Genomic DNA, 18,678 nt, shown 5'->3' with positions numbered 1-18,678 from the left:
CGGTTTAGGGGGGGTGTTTCTAACCTTCAGACGGACGCGCGTTCTTTTTCTTCGCCCTGGGCAGGGTTTGAGGATTCCACGCGATTTCGACCGGCTTCCTTGGCGCGGTACAACGCCTTGTCAGCGGCTTCCACCAGACGGTCGGGCTTGTCCCTGTCACCCGGGCTCAGAGTGGCTACACCAATACTGAGAGTGACCCGGTCGTGTTGATCTGTATTCTCGTGTGGGATGTTAAGAGCCTTGATGCTATCGAGTACCTTCTCGGCTACCGTCACTGCGCCTTCAAGCGTGGTATCTGGCAACACCATAACAAATTCTTCGCCGCCATAGCGACTGACCAGGTCGGCCGGCCTGTGCACAGTCATTGATAGTGCGCCGGCCACTTTCTTCAATGTGTCATCACCGGCCTGATGGCCGTAATGATCATTGTAGCGTTTGAAGAAATCGATGTCGGCAAAAATCAGCGACAGGGGCATATCAGTGCGTTGTGCACGTTGCCATTCCTGATCCAGGGTCTCATCAAACTGGCGACGATTGGCAACGCCTGTCAGTCCGTCGAGTGAGGACAACCTTTGCAGTTCCTGGTTACTGTGCGCCAGCTCATGATTCATGATTTCAAGTTGTTCCTGCATTTTTCTCAGGGATTTAAACGCCTGATCACGTTCTTTCTGAGCCAGGTAACTCTTGGCATGAGCGCGTATACGTGCCAGCAATTCAACCTTCTCCGGTAGCTTGACCAGGTAATCAGTGGCGCCCTGGTTGAAGGCATCACTCTTTATATTGGGGTCATCCTTGCTGGACAGTACGATGACGGGTACGTCTCGTGTGGCAGGGTTGTTACGATAGAAGCGTACCAGTGTCATGCCGTCAATTTCAGGCATTACGAGGTCCTGCAGAATGACCGTCGCCTTCACTTTGGTGGCGTCCCTCAGTGCCTGCTTCGGGTCAGAGCAGTAGTGGAATTCGATGTCGGGTTCGTCTGCAATCATACGCCGTATACCCTCGGCGACCATTGGCTGGTCGTCGACGAGTAGCACTACAGCCCAACGTGCGTTGTCGCTGTTGATATCAGGTTCTGACTGATCGTTTTCCATGTTCATTCCGGTTTCCGTTTCCCCGGCCTCCGGAAGAGGCCTTTCCCCCTGGGCTCCCTTTTGCCCCAGGGCCATCCTCTTGGGCGGTCGCCCTTACTTTTTCCGTCCATTGGGCGAGTCTTGGCCCAATGTCCCCCAGTGCCAGAATTTCTGCTGCTGCATCAAGCTCTTTTGCAGCCTTTGGCATACCGTAAACGGCACAGCTGTCCTGATCTTGAGCCAATGTATGCCAGCCTTTTTCGCGGAGCATTTTCAGGCCCCTGGCGCCGTCTTTCCCCATGCCGGTGAGGAGTACTGCAAGTGACTGTATTCTATAGTTTTTTGACAAGCTTTCGAAAAATACATCAACGGATGGTCGATACACCTGCTCAATGGGATGCGGTGTGTAATCAAGACTGCCGGCGGATGTCATTATCAGGTGGTCTTCACGGCCGCACACCAGAACTTCGTTGGCCTGGAAGTGATCACCGGGACGGGCGGCACGTACAGACAGTGAGGAGTAATCGTTAAGCCAGTTAATAAAGCTCGCAGTAAACTGTTCATCAACGTGCTGAATGATGGCAATGGCGGCTCCCGAATCTTGTGGAATTGCCTGGAGAATTTCACGAAGTGCTGCCGGTCCTCCGGTAGATGCGCCGATGGCGATCAGTGGCACCTCTGGTATATCTGCATGGCTTGCCTGAGCGGTGTGCTCTCCGGATTTCCTGCATGAGGGTTTGTCACTTATCAGCATTGTAATGGTTCTGATTTTCCGGATCAGTGAAGTGGCACCTTCGCCACTACCCGATGTGCCGAGCACCGGTGTATTAATGGCATCGAGCGCGCCTGCACCCATGGCTTCGAAAACACGTCCGGCATAACCTTCGACGATGGCTGTGACTACGAGTATGGCGCAATCGTGACGCGAGCTGATGATACGTGTGGCTTCGATACCATCCATCTTTGGCATTATCAGATCCATGAGGATAATGTCAGGGCAGTGCTGGTCACAGCGGGCAACAGCCTCTTCGCCATCGTTTGCCACCCATAGTAACTGGTATTCGGGGATGTCATGGAGGACGCGTCGAAGACTTTCAACGGCCAGCATGGAGTCGTTCACGATAGCGATTTTGACCATATTTCCGGCTTATTCCGCTGTTCCGATAAGGTCTATGACAGCATCGATCAGGGTCTCATCGTGGAAACTTCCTTTTGCCAGGTAGTAATCAGCGCCGGCTTCAAGTCCGCTTTGCCGGTCTTCCTCGCGGTCCTTGTATGAAACTATCATTACCGGCGTAGCGTGTAGTCTGTCGTCCTGTTTTATGAGCCGGACAAATTCAAATCCGTTCATGCGAGGCATATCGACATCGCTGATAATCAGGTCATAGTCGTTCATGCGAACTGCGTTCCACCCGTCCATGCCATCGACTGCAACGTCTACGTGGTAGCCTCGTGTTGCGAGCATATTACGTTCAACTTCGCGAACCGTAATGGAATCATCGACGACAAGGATACGTTTCCCGGCATGTGTGGTTGTGGTGGTATCACCGTTATTGATTCGGTCAAGTCGCCCTCCGGCGATAAGAATATCAATAGATCTCAGCATGTCATCAACATCGATAATCAGGCAGGGATCACCGTTCTCAAGAACACTGGCAGCGCTGATGTCCTGTACTTTTCCAAGACGTGGATCCAGTGCATGTACTACCAGACTGCGTTCTCCCATGAAGCGGTCAACAACAAGGCCAGAGCGGTTCAGGCGTTCCCCCAGCACGACAACCGGGAGCTCGTCGTAGACTGTTGGAGTAACTTTGCTGCCGAGAACCTGGCTGGCGAACACAACACCGACATGTTGATTGTCGATAGTGAAGTATTGCCGGTTTTCCAGAGACTCGATCCGGCTGGTGTCGAGTTTCATTGTACGGTCAATGCGTGCCAGCGGGATAGCGTAGGGTTCGCCACTGATCTCCACGAGCAGCACGCGTACTACGGAAAGTGTGATGGGCAACTGCAGGTGAAAGCGGGTACCGTTACCAGGTTCTGTTGTGGCGCGTGCTACACCGCGCATTTTCTGGATTGTGCTGTGCACAACATCCAGCCCTACACCCCGGCCTGATATTTCGGTGACTTTCTCCCTGGTTGAGAAACCGGGTAAAAACAGGAATTCCAGCAGCTCTGTCTCGGAAAGTTCCCTGGCCATGGTTTCAGTGACCATGCCACGCCTGGTAATTTTCTCTCTTAATGCTGCGGTGTCGATGCCACGACCATCGTCCTGTACCTGTATAGACAGCATGCCGGCATTGTGTGTTGCGGTGACGGTCAGTGTAGCCCGTTCCGGCTTGCCAGCGGCGAGACGCTGTTCAGGTGCTTCGATACCGTGATCCAGGGCGTTGCGTATCAGGTGGTTGAGTGGCGCATCAATAGATTCAAGAATGTCCCGGTCAACCTGGGTGCTCAAGCCTTCGATCTTGAGCTCAACCTGTTTGCCGAGTTGTCGGGCCATGTCCCGTACCAGCCGTGGGTAGCCTTTTGTTGCATCAGAGAAAGGCCGCATACGGCTTGCAATAACCTCGCTGTGAAGACGATTGCCCAGTCCATACAGGCGACGGTCGAATTCATCCAGTTCCATCAGTCTGTCAGACAACAGGTGGCGACAGCGGTTTGCCTTGGTATGAATTTCACCAGCCAGTGTCCGGCTGTACTCGTCGCTTTTACTGGTCAGCAGGCTGTCGTTCAGGTGGTCCAGCAGTTCGATCAGCTCTGCCTGGCGATGTTTCACCTGTTGCAATGCATTGGAAAATGGATGCAACCAGCGTGCCTCCACCTGTACTTCGCCCGCGAGTCCAACAAGTCGGTTCAGGCTTTCAGCAGAGACACGTACTGCATCTGCGACTTTATCACCGGAGGTAGCAGATAAGACAGCCCGGGGTTTTGCGTCGGTAGTGGATGTCTCATCGGATACAGGTTCTTCCGGCGGTGAGGTGCTGACGAAGTTGTCACTGTTGGCCGGCTCGGCGTAAACAGGTATTGTGTCTGCACCGACTTCATTTTCAGGGGAGGGGAGTGCGCTGATATTCGAGATGCTGTCTGAAAGTCTGTCGACCTGTTCCGCTTTGGCCTCATCCCTTGATACGGCTACCAGGAGGTCAACGCCTTCCAGTAGCAAGTCAATCTGCTGTGGTTTCAAAACCAGATCATTGTTCTGGGCGGCCACAAAACAGTCTTCCATAGCGTGTGCAAGCCTGACACCAGAATCGATGTCCACCATACGTGCAGCACCCTTTATGGAGTGCGCGGCACGCATAAGGGCTTCCAGCTGTTTTGAAGGATCGTCCTGTTGTTCCAGGGACAGCAGGCCATCGCTCAGGATGGCCGCCTGGTTATCGACCTCCAGGCGAAACAACTCGAGCATGGAAAAGTTACCGAGATCCTCGCTCATTGCAGATCCTTTGATAAGGCATAGAAAACCAGTTCGGTATCCAGTACGCCGATATGCCGGTCACGCCATTCCAGGATTCCGGTGGTAAAGCTTGATTTGGAGCGGGAAACAGTAGTGGGCGAGGCCTGTAACGCATCCTCACTGTAATGATGGATGCCGTATACCTCGCTGGCAGGAAACACGAAGCTTTGATCACCCCGGGAGAGAGATATCATTCGCTCATGAATTTCCCGGTCTTCGATATAGTCTTCGCGTGCTTTATCCAGTTGCAGCATTGCGCCAAGGGAAACACATAGTTTTAGCTCACCACGAATATTTACCAGGCCTTTGACGAGGGTTCCCTCTGTGCGTGGCAGGCTATGGATAGAGCGTAATGGAGTAATCTCATCGATGCAGTTGCTTTGCATTGCCAACCACTCATCTCCGAGCCGAAACAACAGGGTTGACTGTGTCTTGCAATTTTCTTCCTGGCGAGGGATGGCAAAGCGTTCTGTCCACTCGTGCCGGTAGTCATCCGATGTCGGTCGATCCAGAACCTTGCGCCCGGCAGCAGAGTACAGGGCACAGTTACGGCAGTGCACGACATTTTCCAGTTCCGGGCAGCTCGCCCGGCCAGTACTCCAGACACCGATACGGTTCCAGCAGTCATCCAGCTGTTGAGCGCTGTTGTCTTTGCAGTCAGTCATTTCACTGCTTCTGTTGTCAGCGGTTTGGTTGTACGTGTGGCGCGATTTCGAAAGCGGATTGCATTCGTGTCATCTCCAAGCTGTTCACAGATAATTCCAAGATGTACCAGTGCTTCATGGTGTACCGGGTCAAGGTATACAGCCTTGCGCAACAGTTGTTCTGCCTCGATAAGGTTTCCGGTGGATTCGCGAATCAGCCCGAGCAAGTAATAAGCATCGGCCTGGTTATCATATGTCGTCAGCAGGGCCTCACATTGCTCTGCTGCCTCTCCCAGGTGACCTTCGTCGGCGAGCTGAAAAGCCTGCTGAAGTAATGTACCCGGATTGTTGCTGGCAGTAGTATCTGCCTTGACGGAGGCAACTGGCTTTATGTCAGAGAATGGCAGTGGTTCAGCTGTTCTGGAGGGGGCGACAGTTTGTCGGTTTAACTGACTGCGCTTTGGCCTGGGCCTGGAATTTTGTTTGTTTTCTGTCAGTTCCGTATCGCGATAAAAGCCGAAACAACGCGGATTCTTCAGTGGTGAAAATTCCCGGTTAAGTAACAATGCGGTTTCCGAGTGACCGAGAAAGAGTAGCCCGTCGGGTTGTAATAGCATCTGGAGGCGGTCAATCGCTGTATCCTGTGTTTTACGATCAAAATAGATCAGCAGGTTGCGGCAGAAGATAACATTGTAGGAGTCGCGGTTACGGGTAAAGCTGTCATCGAGCAGGTTGGCTTGTTTAAAACTGATGTATTCACGAATCTGATCATTAATTCTATAACGGTTCCCGGAAGGCTGGAAATGCCTGTCCCGGAAGTCCAGGGAGTTACCACGAAAGGAGTTTCTGCCGTATTCACCCATGATGGCTTTTTCTATATTGGTGTGGCTGATATCGATGGCGTCGATACGAGCCCTGTCAGGAGGTATGCCTGTATCAGACAGGCACATGGCAAGTGTGTAGGCTTCCTCACCGCTCGAACATGGCACACTCAATATACGCAGGGTGCTGCCGGCATGCTCAGGTTGCCAGACTTCCTGCAGCCATTGTTTGAATGCAGCAAACGGGTTTGCGTCCCTGAAAAACCAGGTTTCCGGTATGATGACAGTGTCAGTCAGTGCATCCAGTTCGGTAGCTGAACATGAAAGTACCCGTGCGTAGTCATTCACATCTTCAGTACCGCATGCCCGCATACGCTGTTCCACGGCAAGCTGGATCGTACTCACTCCAACCGTGGAACTGTATAGCCCCATACGCTCCTGCAGTAATTGTGCAATAGAGGCGAGCGACACGTCAGGCTGCCCCGCTCGAGTACAGTTGGGATTGTACATCTGCAGGCACCAGCTCGGTTATGGACAGCTGCTGTACCAGTCCCTGGTCAGAGTGTGCGGCACGTCCGATAAAGGGTGCCTCGGGGATGCTGATGCCGGTATCGGTGAAATCCTGCTCATCAATTCGAAGTGTCTCGGTTACGCGCTCGGCCAGTAGCCCCAGTATGCGCGTGCCGCCGTTCGTCAGCGGGAAATTAACCAGGATCATGCGTGTGGTAATGAGATTGCTGCAGGCGCGCTTGTTGAGTAACTGGCACAGATCCATTACCGGCACATGCTGCCCACGGTAATTGAACAGGCCTGCAATGTAGCCAGGCGTCATTGGCAGGGGGTCCAGCTCAACCATCGAAGCGATTTCGACGACCTCATGGGCCGGTATCGCGTAGCGACTGTTGCCCAACTGGAATAACAGCATCAACATCTGCGCGATCTCAGGAGTTCACCCGGAAGTGTGATGCGCCTTCCTGAAGGCGCTGGGCTGCTTCGTTGAGTTGCATGATGGCGCCGTTGGACTGGCGTAGTGAATCAGCTGTTTGTTGTGCAGATTCACTCAGCTGGACTATCGAGTCACGGATCTGGTTGCCACCCTGAGATTGGGAAATCATCCCCTCGTTGACCTCCTCAAAGCGTGGTATCAGGGTCTCGACCTGTTCGATAATACTGGCCAGCTGCGAGCCGACCTGACGCACATCGTCGACACCGCGGCGGACTTCTTCAGAAAACTTTTCCATACCCATGACACCTGCTGAAACAGCAGATTGCATTTCCTTGACCATTTGCTCGATGTCCCAGGTGGCTACAGCGGTCTGGTCAGCAAGGCGACGTATTTCCGTGGCGACCACGGCAAACCCGACCCCGTATTCGCCTGCCTTCTCGGCCTCTATCGCCGCGTTCAGCGAAAGCAGGTTTGTCTGATCGGCCACGCGGTTGATGGTGGTGACCACGGTATTGATGTTGCCGGCTTTTTCACTTAATACGGACAGCTTGGAACCGATCGACTCTGTGGCATCCATCATCTGATGCATGGTTGATTCCATGCGTTGCAGGGACGAGCGACCGGTGTTGGCATTTTCCGAGGTCTTCCACGCGACCTCTGTAACCTCGCTCATGGTATTGACAAGTTCTTTCGAGGTGGCAGTGATTTCCGTGACCGTTGCCTTGATTTCATTGGTAGTAGCCGCCTGCTCCGTCACCGTGGCTTCCTGCTGTTTGGCTGTTGCCGCGATTTCAGTTGCCGAGGAGGTAACTTGTACGCCAGACTGCTGGATACGTGCCACCAGTGAGTTGAGGCTGTCGAGCATTTGCTGGATTCCACCCGCCAGCTCGGAAATGATGTCCTGGTCCCGGTACACCATGATTTGCCCGGTCAGATCGCCTTCGGCGGCCATGGCAACGACTTCCTGTATCAGCTCCACTTTGCCACGAATGTCTTCCGAAGCCTGGCGCTCGCGTTCAATAATGCTTTCCACCTTGCGGTTAGTGGCGTTGAATGTATCCGCCAGCAGTTGGAGTTCTTTCAGGGCATGGTTGTTGACCTGGACACTCGTGTCGCCCTGTGCGACGCGATGCATATCCTCAAGCATTGCGCTGAGTGGACGGAACAGAAACCGGTCAAGCAGTATGATTACGACAAGTAGTGCAATACCCAGCACAGCGATAAATATACCGGTGGTCGAATTACGTTCTTCACGGGCGGCTTTGTAAAGTGCGGAAAGATCGTCAAGTGCGGCCAGTTGCGCCAGTGGTGGTCCGTTCTCCGGTGTTACCAGCAGGGTGACTTCCGGTGTCGCTTCACCTGGCGCTGTCCACTCTGGACTTTCATAGAGAGGCACCCCGCTTATTGTATTGATATGCACCGGCAGGCCGGTGAGGTTTGTTACTGACTGCAGTGCGTAGACGGGGTCAAAGCGTAATTCCAGGTAGCCTTTGCCTGCATTTTTTCCGATCGGGCGCAGGATTGAATAGCGGGGCAGGTCACCGTCCAGCCAGAATCCCTGTGCAGACTGCTCAAGGTCATCACCTTTCAGCAAGGGGCTGTCGAGACCGGCTCCTTCTCCGCTGGACATGAGAAGTTGCCTGCTGCTGTTGTAGAGATGAGTCGATACAGGCCGGAGTCGTGGCAGATCCGTGTCAAGTGGAGCGCGAAGCAGCTTTGCCAGTACAGGGTTAGCTGTGCCTGCCGGTGCCTCGGCCAGATAGCTCGCAAGTCCGGGTTGGCGGGAAAAGGTTTTGATGGCGGCGCTGGCGAGGTGTGAAGCATTGGCTTCCATTTCCGAGAGTGCAGCACGACTGGTTGCGTCGAGTATTTGTGCCACCGTTTCGACATGCGCTCGGGTTGCTGCATCCCGGTATGCATTTTCGGTGATGAACGAGGTGCTGATGCCGATGCCCCCTATCAACAACACGGCGCCTATGGTCAATGCCTTGATTGAAAAATTTTCGATTCGCATAGCGGGTTCTCGTTGTTTATGTCAGTGGATCCTTAAAACGTATGATGAGAACTGCAATTTGCTTGCCAGTGCGAGGAAGTGCTGTCCAGGGTCGGAATGGGCCTCCGGAAACGGAATTTTTCCTGGTTGCTTCAGGGAGAACTTGAAACAGTGAGCAAGGATTACGCATAGTCAAACCTTACATAAAAACTATAACATGTTGTTAATAAAGTAATAAAATCAAATTTGCTGTGATAATCCCGGCCAGCGTAGTGCTCACACCCAGACGCCCCGTGAGAAGGGTGGGTCAATAGCTATCAATCTCCCGCCAAACTTGCCGCTGACCTCGTAACGACAGAAAATTGTCACTGTAGTGGGGTGGTCATGTTTTCACTGAGATCAAAATGGGTAGGTGCACTACTCAGCCTGTTGATGGCCGGGACAGTCCTGGCTGATTCATACAGAATTATCCCCATGAACCAGAAACGCCTTGCGACCTACTACGTACAGGCCAGTATGCATGGTAGTGGCGATGTTGAATTTATGGTGGATACAGGTGCCGGTTATACCACTATCAACGAATACACATTGGCGCTACTGATAGAGGCAGGAAATGCCACACCCGTTGGTGAACTTACCGGTGTACTGGCCGATGGAAGTGAGCTTCGGCTCCCGCTCTACCGGATCAAACGACTGGTGCTGGGTGAGGACTGCGTTCTAAATGACGTCGACGCCGCTGTTTTTCCACAGGAAACCCGAATGCTGCTGGGGTTGAGTGCGCTGGAAAAGGCAGCCCCCTTTGTTTTCTCTACCAACCCACCGCGTTTGAGCCTGAGTAACTGCGGTGCACTTGCCGGGTAAAACCGCCGCATTTATCGTTGCTTCTGCCCCGTGACTGCTGGAAAATAGCCCCTGAATAATAATGCAGTTTTACGAGGGGAATAAGATGAATAACAAGGTATGCACCCTGCTTGTCGCCGGCTGCAGTCTGGCAGCCGGTTATGCACATGCGGGGATGGGTTACGTCAGTGACAGCTCGGAAACAGTTACCCGTACCGGATTTGGTGAATGTGTACACACTGTGCGCTGGTCGGAACAGGTTGCCGTGGTCGAGTGTGAACCTGCAGTGGTAGCGGCCCGTGAGGCAGCAAAGCTGGCGGCCGTTGAAGTTGTCATCGTCAAGGAACTCAAACCGGTTCAGCTTGAAGCCGATACACTGTTTGGTTTCGATAGCGCAGATCTGACAGATGATGGCAAGCAGCTACTCAATGCACTACTGGGAAGTCTTACTGCAACAGATTTAAAAGACGAGAAAATCCGGATCACCGGTCATACCGATATGATTGGCGATGACGTCTATAATATTGAGCTTTCAAAGCGTCGTGCTGCAGCGGTTCGCAATTACCTGGTTACCCGCGGCGTGGTCCCTTCTTTTATCGAGACCAGTGGTGTGGGTGAGGCCGACCCGGTGGTAAGTTGCGAAGGTAAGCGTGGTGCCGCATTGATACAGTGCCTGGCACCTAACCGGCGTGCCGAGGTGGAGCTTTCAGCCATGGAGCTGATCGAAGTGGAAGAGATAGTAAGTCCCGAGCAGTAATTTCGGAGAAGTAACAAATCTGAACTACTATGCCAGGGTTTAATACCAGGATTCCCTGTTGGAATCGTCTCCAGAAAGCTTGAGCAGTCACTAAATCATCGCAATTTCGCATGAGGTTAGAATAATGGCTGTAAAACGATCATCATGCAGAATTGCACTTGCCTGCCTCCTGGCGGCGCTCCCGGGCATGGTGTATGGGGAGGCCAACTACCCGCCCAGCACCTCGATCACGGGTATATCGTTTGATATGACAACTCTTCGAAACGTGGTGCCTGGCAATGGTGTGGAGGCAGACGAATCGGATAACTGGGCAATAACCTGGGCTGACGATGATCACCAGTACGCGTCGTTTGGAGATGGCCAGGGTTTCCGGACAACCAACACGGTCAGGGGGTCGCTTGGCGTTAGCCGAATCGAGGGTGACAAGCTTGACTACAGTGCATTCGACGTGTTTAAAGTCGGTGTGGAAACCGGAGGTTGCGGAGGTAAAAGCGTTGGTATCCTGGCTGTAGGCAGTGCCCTGTACATGTTTCGAAACGGTACAGGCAGCGGAGGGAGTGCATTCAGGCGTACCGAGTTGTATGAATCCACCAACAAAGGCAAGTCCTGGTCCTTTACCGGGGTTAAATGGGTAAATAATAATTTCATTGGCAGCGATGGTTTCTTTTCTCCATCTTTTCTGCAATTTGGCAAAGGCTACGCTGGTGCACGTGATGAATTTGTTTATGTCTATGCACCCGAAGAAACCACATCGGTGGATACTGATACCTGGAATGTTCAGATTCCAGGAAAAATCTCACTCCTCCGGGTACCGAAGGTATCACTGACCGATCAAAGCACCTACGAGTATTTTGCGGGACTCGACGGCGCAGGGAATCCTTTGTGGACAACCGACATTAATGGCCGCTTGCCGGCCTTTGAGGATCCGGTGAACGGAATAATGCGCACGAGCGTCAGTTTTAATGCAGGACTGGGGCGATACTTGCTGATCACCCAGCAGGTGAACCGATTCCGAAACGGTAATTTTCATATCGGAATCTATGAAGCCCCCGAGCCCTGGGGACCCTGGCAGACAATCCTGTTTGAAAACGCAGAACAGGCAGGCCCCGGTCTCAATGTTGGAAAAAAAACGGTGTTCTGGAATTTTTCCAACAAATGGCTGAGTCCTGACGGCAGGAACTTTGTCCTGGTGTACACAGGGCCTGGTGCCGATCAGTGGGGTACGGTGGAAGGTACTTTTCTTACACCACCCTGAAATCCGGGTAAAATCCCACTCGTTCTGTAATCTGTATCTGGCCTTTATAAAGACAGCTGCTAATCTGTAAATGTAAAAAACAGTTTCCCCCCTGGCAGTTGGTGGAAAGACTTCTCCTGTGTGGATGCGCCGGTGACCTGCGGCGAAGGACATGATGGCCCGTCAATGGGTATTCTGCCCAAACAGTTAATTTATGTAACGATTTTTCTTGCCCTGTTCACGGCAGGAAGGACCACTGCCAAAGCTGCCCGGCCTTTGGTCGCGGCCGTATTATCCGCAGACATACAACATCTGCTCACGCAGATCGAGCAACAACCGGCACGCAAAACAGTCCCAACTACCATTATCCTTAAGGTGCCGGCAACCCGGGACATCAGTGCCATATTGCAGTTGCATGGCGCCACATCCGGCCATGCAAGAGATTCCCTGGTACAGGTATCCGTTCAGGGAGATCAGCTTGCCGGTCTGCTGCAATCACTACCGGAAGATGTTATTGGCCGTCTTGCCTATCCGCATCATCCCTCGGAAGTGATCAGTCAGGGCACCGGTATTAGCGGTGCTATCGATTATCATGGAATGGGCACCGACGGTGCTGGTGTCAAGATTGGAATTATAGACACTGGTTTTGTCGGGCTTACCGGTTCACAAGCAAATGGTGAGCTTCCGGCAGGCCAGCAATTCACCGATTACACTGTATTCCCACCGGTACTCATGAGCGAGGATACCGGGTCCGATCACGGTACAAACGTCGCCGAGATAGTCCATGATATTGCGCCCGGCGCAGCGTTATATCTCGCCAGGATCAGCACGGACCTGGAACTTGCCGTAGCGGTTGATGACATGATCGCTGCTGGAGTAAACGTCGTTCACCATACCCTCGTCTGGTTCGGTGCAGCGTTCTACGATGGCACCGGGCCAATTTGTGACATAACAAATAGCGCTGAAGCTGCAGGGATTCTGTGGACAAATCCCGCCGGTAATCAGCGGCTAAATCATTATCTGGGCACCTTCTCGGATGCAGACAGTGATTTACGCCATGAGTTTGCAGTCAGCCAGAACTACAATACGGTAACGTTGCAAGTGGGAAACCCGGTTAGTCTGACACTCAATTGGGATGCGTATCAGTTGCCAGTGCCACCTGACTACGACCTGTTCCTGTATGATGGCGATCCGGATAACGGCGGTATGCTTGTTGCTTCATCGGAAAATATGCAGTCGGGTGGTTTTCCACTCCCGTATGAAACGCTTGACTACCTGCCGGCTACGTCCGGTACGTTCTATATCGTGGTCAGCAAGCAATCAGGTTTGACACCGGATATGCCACTGAGTTTATTCTCATTCAGTCATCCCTTCAGCGTTAGCGTGACGGCCAGCAGCATTGCCCAGCCGGCTGACTGTACTTCGGTAGTCACCGTGGGCGCCACTGCCCTCGATGATACGCCTGAACCAACCTCATCCGAGGGTCCGACTACAGATGGACGAAACAAGCCCGATATTGCCGCGCCGACGGGCGTAGAAACTTCCCGGACTACAGTATTTACCGGCACGTCAGCATCGTCCTCTCACGTCGCCGGTGCTGCCGCACTACTATTCGCACAAAAAGCGTTCTGTTCTTTGTCAGTGAGCGATATGCGCAATGATCTTGTTGGCTCGGCTGAAGATGTGAGTATTCCGGGATTCGATTTCCGAACCGGCAACGGTCGAATCAGCCTGGATGCGGACGGTGATGGTTTCAACCACGATACAGATAACTGCGTGATTATTGCCAACTTGAGTCAACTCGATACGGATGGCGACCAACTTGGAGATGCATGCGATACAGATGACGACAATGATGGACTGACTGATGTCGCAGAAGCCGGGATCGGAACCGACCCCCTGGCTGCCGACACTGATATAGATGGGCTTATCGATGGCGATGAGGTAAATGTCCATGCTACTGATCCTTTGCTCCCGGATACAGACGCAGATGGGCTTATCGATGGCGATGAAGTCAATATCTACACTACTGCTCCGTTGATCTCTGATACAGATATAGATGGGTTGAACGATGGAGACGAGATTAATATTCACACAACAAATCCGCTACTCACAGACACAGAAGGGGATGGAGCGGGAGATGGGACAGAAGTGGCTGCCGGAACCGATCCGCTGGATATCACGTCCTTTCCGATTCTTATGGACGGTGATCTGAATGATGACGGACAGGTAGGTGTTAGCGATATTTTAATTGGTCTACGTGTTCTCATGGGTGATGTTACGCTCTCCCCCTTCCAGAACGGGCGCGGTGACGTTGCCCCGCTTGTCAGCGGAGTACCTGCGCCCGACAATCAATTTAATCTGGGAGACATATTGGTCATCCAGCGCAAAGCTTTGGGGTTGGTGACGTTCTGATCGAATTCACAAGCGTTTAGTCAATATCATTCTAAACAACCGCTTATCGCCTGAATCTCCATTGACTTGATAGCTGGAGTTTGTTTTCTGTGGATTACGCGGGTAATGTCCGACTAAGTGGTCATGTCAATGTTGTATGGCTGTCTGTACAACGTAAAAATATTTGTGGAATTCTAATCGGAACAGTAACCCTGATTCAGAATACCAACTTATCGTTATCGGCTAATTATTATAAAAACGGGAGGATACGATGAATGCGCGAATCGGAAATATTTCTTTAATGGGCTGGTTGCTTGCGATACTGCTGGCAACGCTGGCCTTTCCTGGAATCGGTAATGCGGGTTTTAGTAACGTAACCACCCCGGCTGGTTTGGGAGGCATTAGTAGTTCACGCAGCGCCTCCTGGGGCGATTACGATAATAATGGTTGTGTTGATCTTTTTGTGACGGGTGAAGTTGCAAGTGCACTGTACTGGAACGATTGCAACGGTGCTTTTCAGAATGTAACCACGTCGGCGGGTGCAGGTGGGATTGATGAAGCCTGGAGTGCCGCCTGGGCCGACTACGATGCCGATGGCGACCTCGATCTTTATATAGGAAGACAGGGTCGGGCCAACACGTTGTTAAGCAATGACGGGAGCGGGATCTTTACGGATGTGGCGGTATCTGCGGGCGTTAATGATACACGCGCGACTGCCGGAGTATCCTGGGCCGACTATGATGAGGATGGCGATCTGGATTTGTTCGTGGCCAACCGCTTTGGCTCCGGAGACCTTACAGACAGGCTTTACAATAATAACGGCGATGGCACTTTTACGGATGTGGCGGTTGCCGCAGGTGTTGCCGGCAATGCGCTGCGTAAAACCTTCATGGGGATCTGGTTCGATTACGATAACAACGGCCTGCTGGATCTTTATCTGGCAGTCGACTTTGGCAACGACATTCTTTACCGGAACAATGGCAATGGGACATTCTCTGACGTCTCGGCAGTGGCCGGGATTACCGATCCGCAGCACGGCATGGGTGCAAACGTCGGTGATATCAATAATGACGGATGTCTGGATATTCTGTCATCCAACAATACCCAGGGGATAGAGAGTGATGTCGAACACAATTCGACAGCCCTTTATATCAACAACTGCGACGGCACTTTCAGCCGTCAATCCGATGCGATGGGTATTCTTGATCGCGCAGTCGTTGAGTGGGGTCTCAATTTCATCGATTTCGATAATGACATGGATCTGGATGTTTCCATTGTGGCCGGGGGTATGCTCAGCGCGGGTGAGCCCAATGTGCTCTATGAGAATTCAGGGTCCTGTAGTGGATCGCTTTTTGACGTAACGACCAAATCCGGAGTTGGTGATACCGGGCAGGCGTTTGGTTCTGGCTGGGCCGATTACGACAATGACGGTGATCTTGACTGGTTTGTTGCGAATGCTAACGGCGAAAACGTTTTATACCGCAATGACGGGCCCAGCGGTAACTACCTCAAACTTGATTTGATTGGCGCCGGTGCCAATACCGGTGCTATAGGTACAACGGTCAAGGTTACAGCCGGTGGGGTAACGCAAACTCGAATCGTCCAGGCGGGCAACAGCTACGTCTCAATGGACGAGAATGCACCCTTTTTCGGACTTGGCGTGAAGGATGCAGCAGACCAGGTTGTCATCGTATGGCCGACGGGCACACAGACCACGCTGAACAATATTGCGGCCAACCAGGTATTGCAGGTAACAGAGTCGGGCGCGCCACCGCCACCGCCACCGCCGCCACCACCACCAGCAGATCTGGCACTGGTCACCGGCACTACATTCAATTCATCAGGGGTACCGGAAGAAGGCGTGCGGGTCAGGGCCCTGGATCCGGATACACGTGCCGAATTTGCCAGGGTGTTCAGTGATGTCAATGGCCTTTACAGTATAGATCTGAACCCGGGTACCTACGATATCAGGGCGAATAAAACGGGTTGGGGAGCTTCAAGCATATTCGTCACTGTGGGCGCCGGCGAGACGCATACCGTTGATTTTGGCAGTGGTACACCACCGCCACCGCCACCACCGCCGCCACCGGCAGATCTTGCGCTGGTAACCGGGACGACATTCAACAATGCGGCCGGTGTACCGGAAGAGGGGGTGCGGGTAAGGGCCCTGGATCCGGTAACGCGTGCTGAATCCGCAAGAGTTTTCAGTGATGCCAATGGCCTTTACAGCCTTGATCTGCCAGCCGGAACATATGATATCAGGGCCAACAAATCCGGTTGGGGTGCTATAAGCGTTTTTGTCACTGTGGTGGCTGGAGAGACGCGGACAGTTGATATCAGTCAGTAAATACACCAAGTCGACAACAGCCGATTTTTACTCGGCATGATGCGAGCTTGATGAAAGGGAATACAGCCTCACCATGGCCTGGCCACGGCGAGGCTGTTTTTTTTCAGGTCGGCGTTTTTTGTGTGTGCCAATAGATACTTTAAGTCCCCGGGGCTGCACGTTTGCATTAAGGGTTATTGCTTTCTACCTGTAATCACCCTGTGAGTGGGCTATGCTTTACTAATGGCTGGGAGAGTTCGTGAACTTGGCTATCCACGTGTGAAACGATCAACTCAGAGGAGTTTATTATTTAGAGTGTCCTGGTCGTAGCGTGTCTTCGGGGCACATTATTCCTGTAATGCCAATAAGAACGAATCGGGGGAGCTATGATTAAAAATAACAAGTTCTATCGCCTATATTGCCTTGGAATTCCTGTATTGCTCGGATATTTCAGTATTGCGGCACATGCAACTGTGCAATTCAGCGACGTAACCCAGCAGTCCGGTGTGGGAGGTATGACCTACCGGGCCAGCACCAATCACACACTGGGTATGTGCTGGATCGATTTTAATAGCGATGGTTGGCCTGACCTCTTTGCGGTAAACGGTTACGCGCCAGGTCAGGCAGTTGCGCATCTTTATCAAAATGACACGGACGGAACCTTCAGCCGTGTGGACTCACTGCTCCCACCACTCCCGGCTGTGGAAATGGCCGGCTGCGTATTCGCGGATTATGACAACGACGGCGATTCGGATATTTTCATTCAAACCCATAACGAATTCTGGTCGCTTTGGGGGAGTAACCCGCTGGATGGTCCACCAAGCCTGCTGTTAAAGAACCAGTGGGTCGAGAACGGAAACCAGACGATAGCTGGGCAGCCGCTATTTCAGGAAATAGCGGCCAGCGCGAAGGTGGACGGGGTTGTTCCGATACCGCTGGGACCCAACTACCCGGCCCGCAGCAGTATGACGGGAGGCTGGCTGGACTATGATCGCGATGGCTGTATTGATCTGTATGTCGGTCAGATGATTCTGCAGGCCGGTGGAGATGCTGCCAATACCGACACCCTGTACAGAAACGACTGCGATGGAACTTTCTCCGACCAGACGGTAGCGAGTGGGGTCAACCCGGGCACAGATCCGGATACTTATCGCCCGGCACTGGCATTTGTCGGCGCCCACCTGGATGGAGATCTTTGGCCTGACATGGTCGTGGTCAATGTCCATGAGCCCGCGCCACATTTCGAGGACTTTATCTACCGAAACAACGGTAACGGAACCTTTGACAGTATTAGCAGCCTGAGTCCGGGCGTTGGCGATGACGCTGGCAGCGGCATGGGTATAGACGTCAGTGACCTGGATAACAACGGCACCTGGGATATGTACATTACCGATGTTTTCAGTAGCACAAACGATGCACAGCCACTCGGTAACGTGTTGTACCTGGGTAATGGCGACGGCACCTTCAAGGAAAATTCAGCTGTTTCGGCGGGTGTCGAAGCCAAATTCTCATGGGGTACCAATTTCCTGGATGTTGACCAGGATGGTTTTGTGGACCTCTACGTAGGAACGAGGGAGGGCATCCTCTACGAAAACAACGGTAATGGCACATTCGCCGAGCGCCAGGTTTTCTCCAGCTTTGGGAGTCAGCCGAAGGGTAGTGCCACTGCCGACTATGACCGCGACGGCGACCTCGACCTGGCGATTATCAATGCAGGTGACGGTGGTCCCGGGGAAGGACTTCAGTTATTCCGCAACGATTCGACCAACCAGGGCCATTGGCTGCAATTAAAGCTGGTCGGCTCAGGAGCGCCACAGAGTAACCGTGATGCAATCGGCTCTGTGGTCAAGCTGAGCGCCGGCGGGCTCAATATGATGCGCCAGGTTAAGGGTGGCTCCAGTACCCATTCGCAGGACAGCCTGGTGGTGCACTTTGGACTTGGCAATGCTACGAGTGCTGACACGCTTGATGTTATGTGGCCGAGCGGTATCACCACTGCGCTCAGTGATGTAGTAGCCGACGCGTGCTACACAGTTACCGAGAGCGGAACGGTTTCATCCGATGACAGTTGTACGCCGGGCAACACGGGAGGTAGTAGTGATCCGCTGGGTTTATCCGGTGTTTCACCAGGCAGTGTTGTTGCGGGCAGTACTCTGGACATGACCATCACCGGCACGGGCATACAGGACG

The 18,678-nt window shown here is 52.8% G+C and carries 13 protein-coding genes; 6 read left to right on the top strand and 7 right to left on the bottom strand.

The window, feature by feature from the left end:
* Nucleotides 1-26: 26 nt before the first annotated feature.
* From DFR30_RS10760 to DFR30_RS14680, 7 genes are read right to left on the bottom strand one after another with little or no spacing between them, the layout of a single operon-like run.
* Nucleotides 27-1,100 (bottom strand): GGDEF domain-containing response regulator, encoded by a 1,074-nt coding sequence (locus DFR30_RS10760; RefSeq protein ID WP_279386905.1) that lies wholly within the window; start codon nucleotides 1,098-1,100, stop codon nucleotides 27-29.
* On the bottom strand, nucleotides 1,069-2,211 hold the full coding sequence (gene cheB, locus DFR30_RS10755; RefSeq protein WP_132973104.1) for a chemotaxis response regulator protein-glutamate methylesterase: 1,143 nt from the start codon (nucleotides 2,209-2,211) through the stop codon (nucleotides 1,069-1,071). Before cheB ends, DFR30_RS10760 begins: the two co-directional genes overlap by 32 nt.
* Nucleotides 2,212-2,220: 9 nt before the next feature.
* On the bottom strand, nucleotides 2,221-4,512 hold the full coding sequence (locus DFR30_RS10750; RefSeq protein WP_132973102.1) for a hybrid sensor histidine kinase/response regulator: 2,292 nt from the start codon (nucleotides 4,510-4,512) through the stop codon (nucleotides 2,221-2,223).
* The gene (locus tag DFR30_RS10745) at nucleotides 4,509-5,198 is read right to left on the bottom strand and encodes a chemotaxis protein CheW (protein WP_132973100.1); all 690 of its coding nucleotides are present in this window, start codon (nucleotides 5,196-5,198) and stop codon (nucleotides 4,509-4,511) included. The genes DFR30_RS10750 and DFR30_RS10745 overlap by 4 nt, the downstream gene beginning before the upstream one ends.
* Nucleotides 5,195-6,508: a CheR family methyltransferase gene (locus DFR30_RS10740; RefSeq protein ID WP_132973098.1), complete on the bottom strand. Its 1,314-nt coding sequence runs from the start codon at nucleotides 6,506-6,508 to the stop codon at nucleotides 5,195-5,197. Before DFR30_RS10740 ends, DFR30_RS10745 begins: the two co-directional genes overlap by 4 nt.
* A complete protein-coding gene (locus DFR30_RS10735; RefSeq protein WP_132973096.1) occupies nucleotides 6,471-6,929 on the bottom strand; it encodes a chemotaxis protein CheW in 459 nt (152 codons plus the stop codon). Before DFR30_RS10735 ends, DFR30_RS10740 begins: the two co-directional genes overlap by 38 nt.
* A 10-nt stretch (nucleotides 6,930-6,939) precedes the next feature.
* On the bottom strand, nucleotides 6,940-8,958 hold the full coding sequence (locus DFR30_RS14680) for a methyl-accepting chemotaxis protein (RefSeq protein WP_132973094.1): 2,019 nt from the start codon (nucleotides 8,956-8,958) through the stop codon (nucleotides 6,940-6,942).
* Nucleotides 8,959-9,321: 363 nt separating this feature from the next.
* Here DFR30_RS14680 and DFR30_RS10725 point away from each other — a divergent pair, with 363 nt between their 5' ends.
* The 6 genes from DFR30_RS10725 to DFR30_RS10700 form a co-directional block, all read left to right on the top strand.
* Entirely contained in the window at nucleotides 9,322-9,798 is a 477-nt protein-coding gene (locus DFR30_RS10725; protein ID WP_132973092.1) for a retropepsin-like aspartic protease, read from the top strand.
* Between the two features lie 85 nt (nucleotides 9,799-9,883).
* Complete coding sequence (locus DFR30_RS10720) at nucleotides 9,884-10,534, top strand: OmpA family protein (RefSeq protein WP_165869174.1); 651 nt, start codon at nucleotides 9,884-9,886, stop codon at nucleotides 10,532-10,534.
* A gap of 247 nt (nucleotides 10,535-10,781) precedes the next feature.
* The gene (locus DFR30_RS10715; RefSeq protein ID WP_165869173.1) at nucleotides 10,782-11,789 is read left to right on the top strand and encodes a DUF4185 domain-containing protein; all 1,008 of its coding nucleotides are present in this window, start codon (nucleotides 10,782-10,784) and stop codon (nucleotides 11,787-11,789) included.
* 132 nt (nucleotides 11,790-11,921) lie between these two features.
* Nucleotides 11,922-14,183: a S8 family serine peptidase gene (locus DFR30_RS10710; RefSeq protein WP_132973086.1), complete on the top strand. Its 2,262-nt coding sequence runs from the start codon at nucleotides 11,922-11,924 to the stop codon at nucleotides 14,181-14,183.
* A 250-nt stretch (nucleotides 14,184-14,433) separates the two neighbouring features.
* Nucleotides 14,434-16,509 (top strand): FG-GAP-like repeat-containing protein, encoded by a 2,076-nt coding sequence (locus DFR30_RS10705; RefSeq protein WP_132973084.1) that lies wholly within the window; start codon nucleotides 14,434-14,436, stop codon nucleotides 16,507-16,509.
* Nucleotides 16,510-16,874: 365 nt separating this feature from the next.
* A partial coding sequence (locus DFR30_RS10700) for a CRTAC1 family protein (protein WP_132973082.1) occupies nucleotides 16,875-18,678 on the top strand: 1,804 nt, incomplete at its 3' end.

Origin of the sequence: Thiogranum longum, from assembly GCF_004339085.1 — a bacterium.
Lineage (GTDB): Bacteria > Pseudomonadota > Gammaproteobacteria > DSM-19610 > DSM-19610 > Thiogranum > Thiogranum longum.
This window is presented reverse-complemented; position numbering and strand designations above follow the sequence as displayed.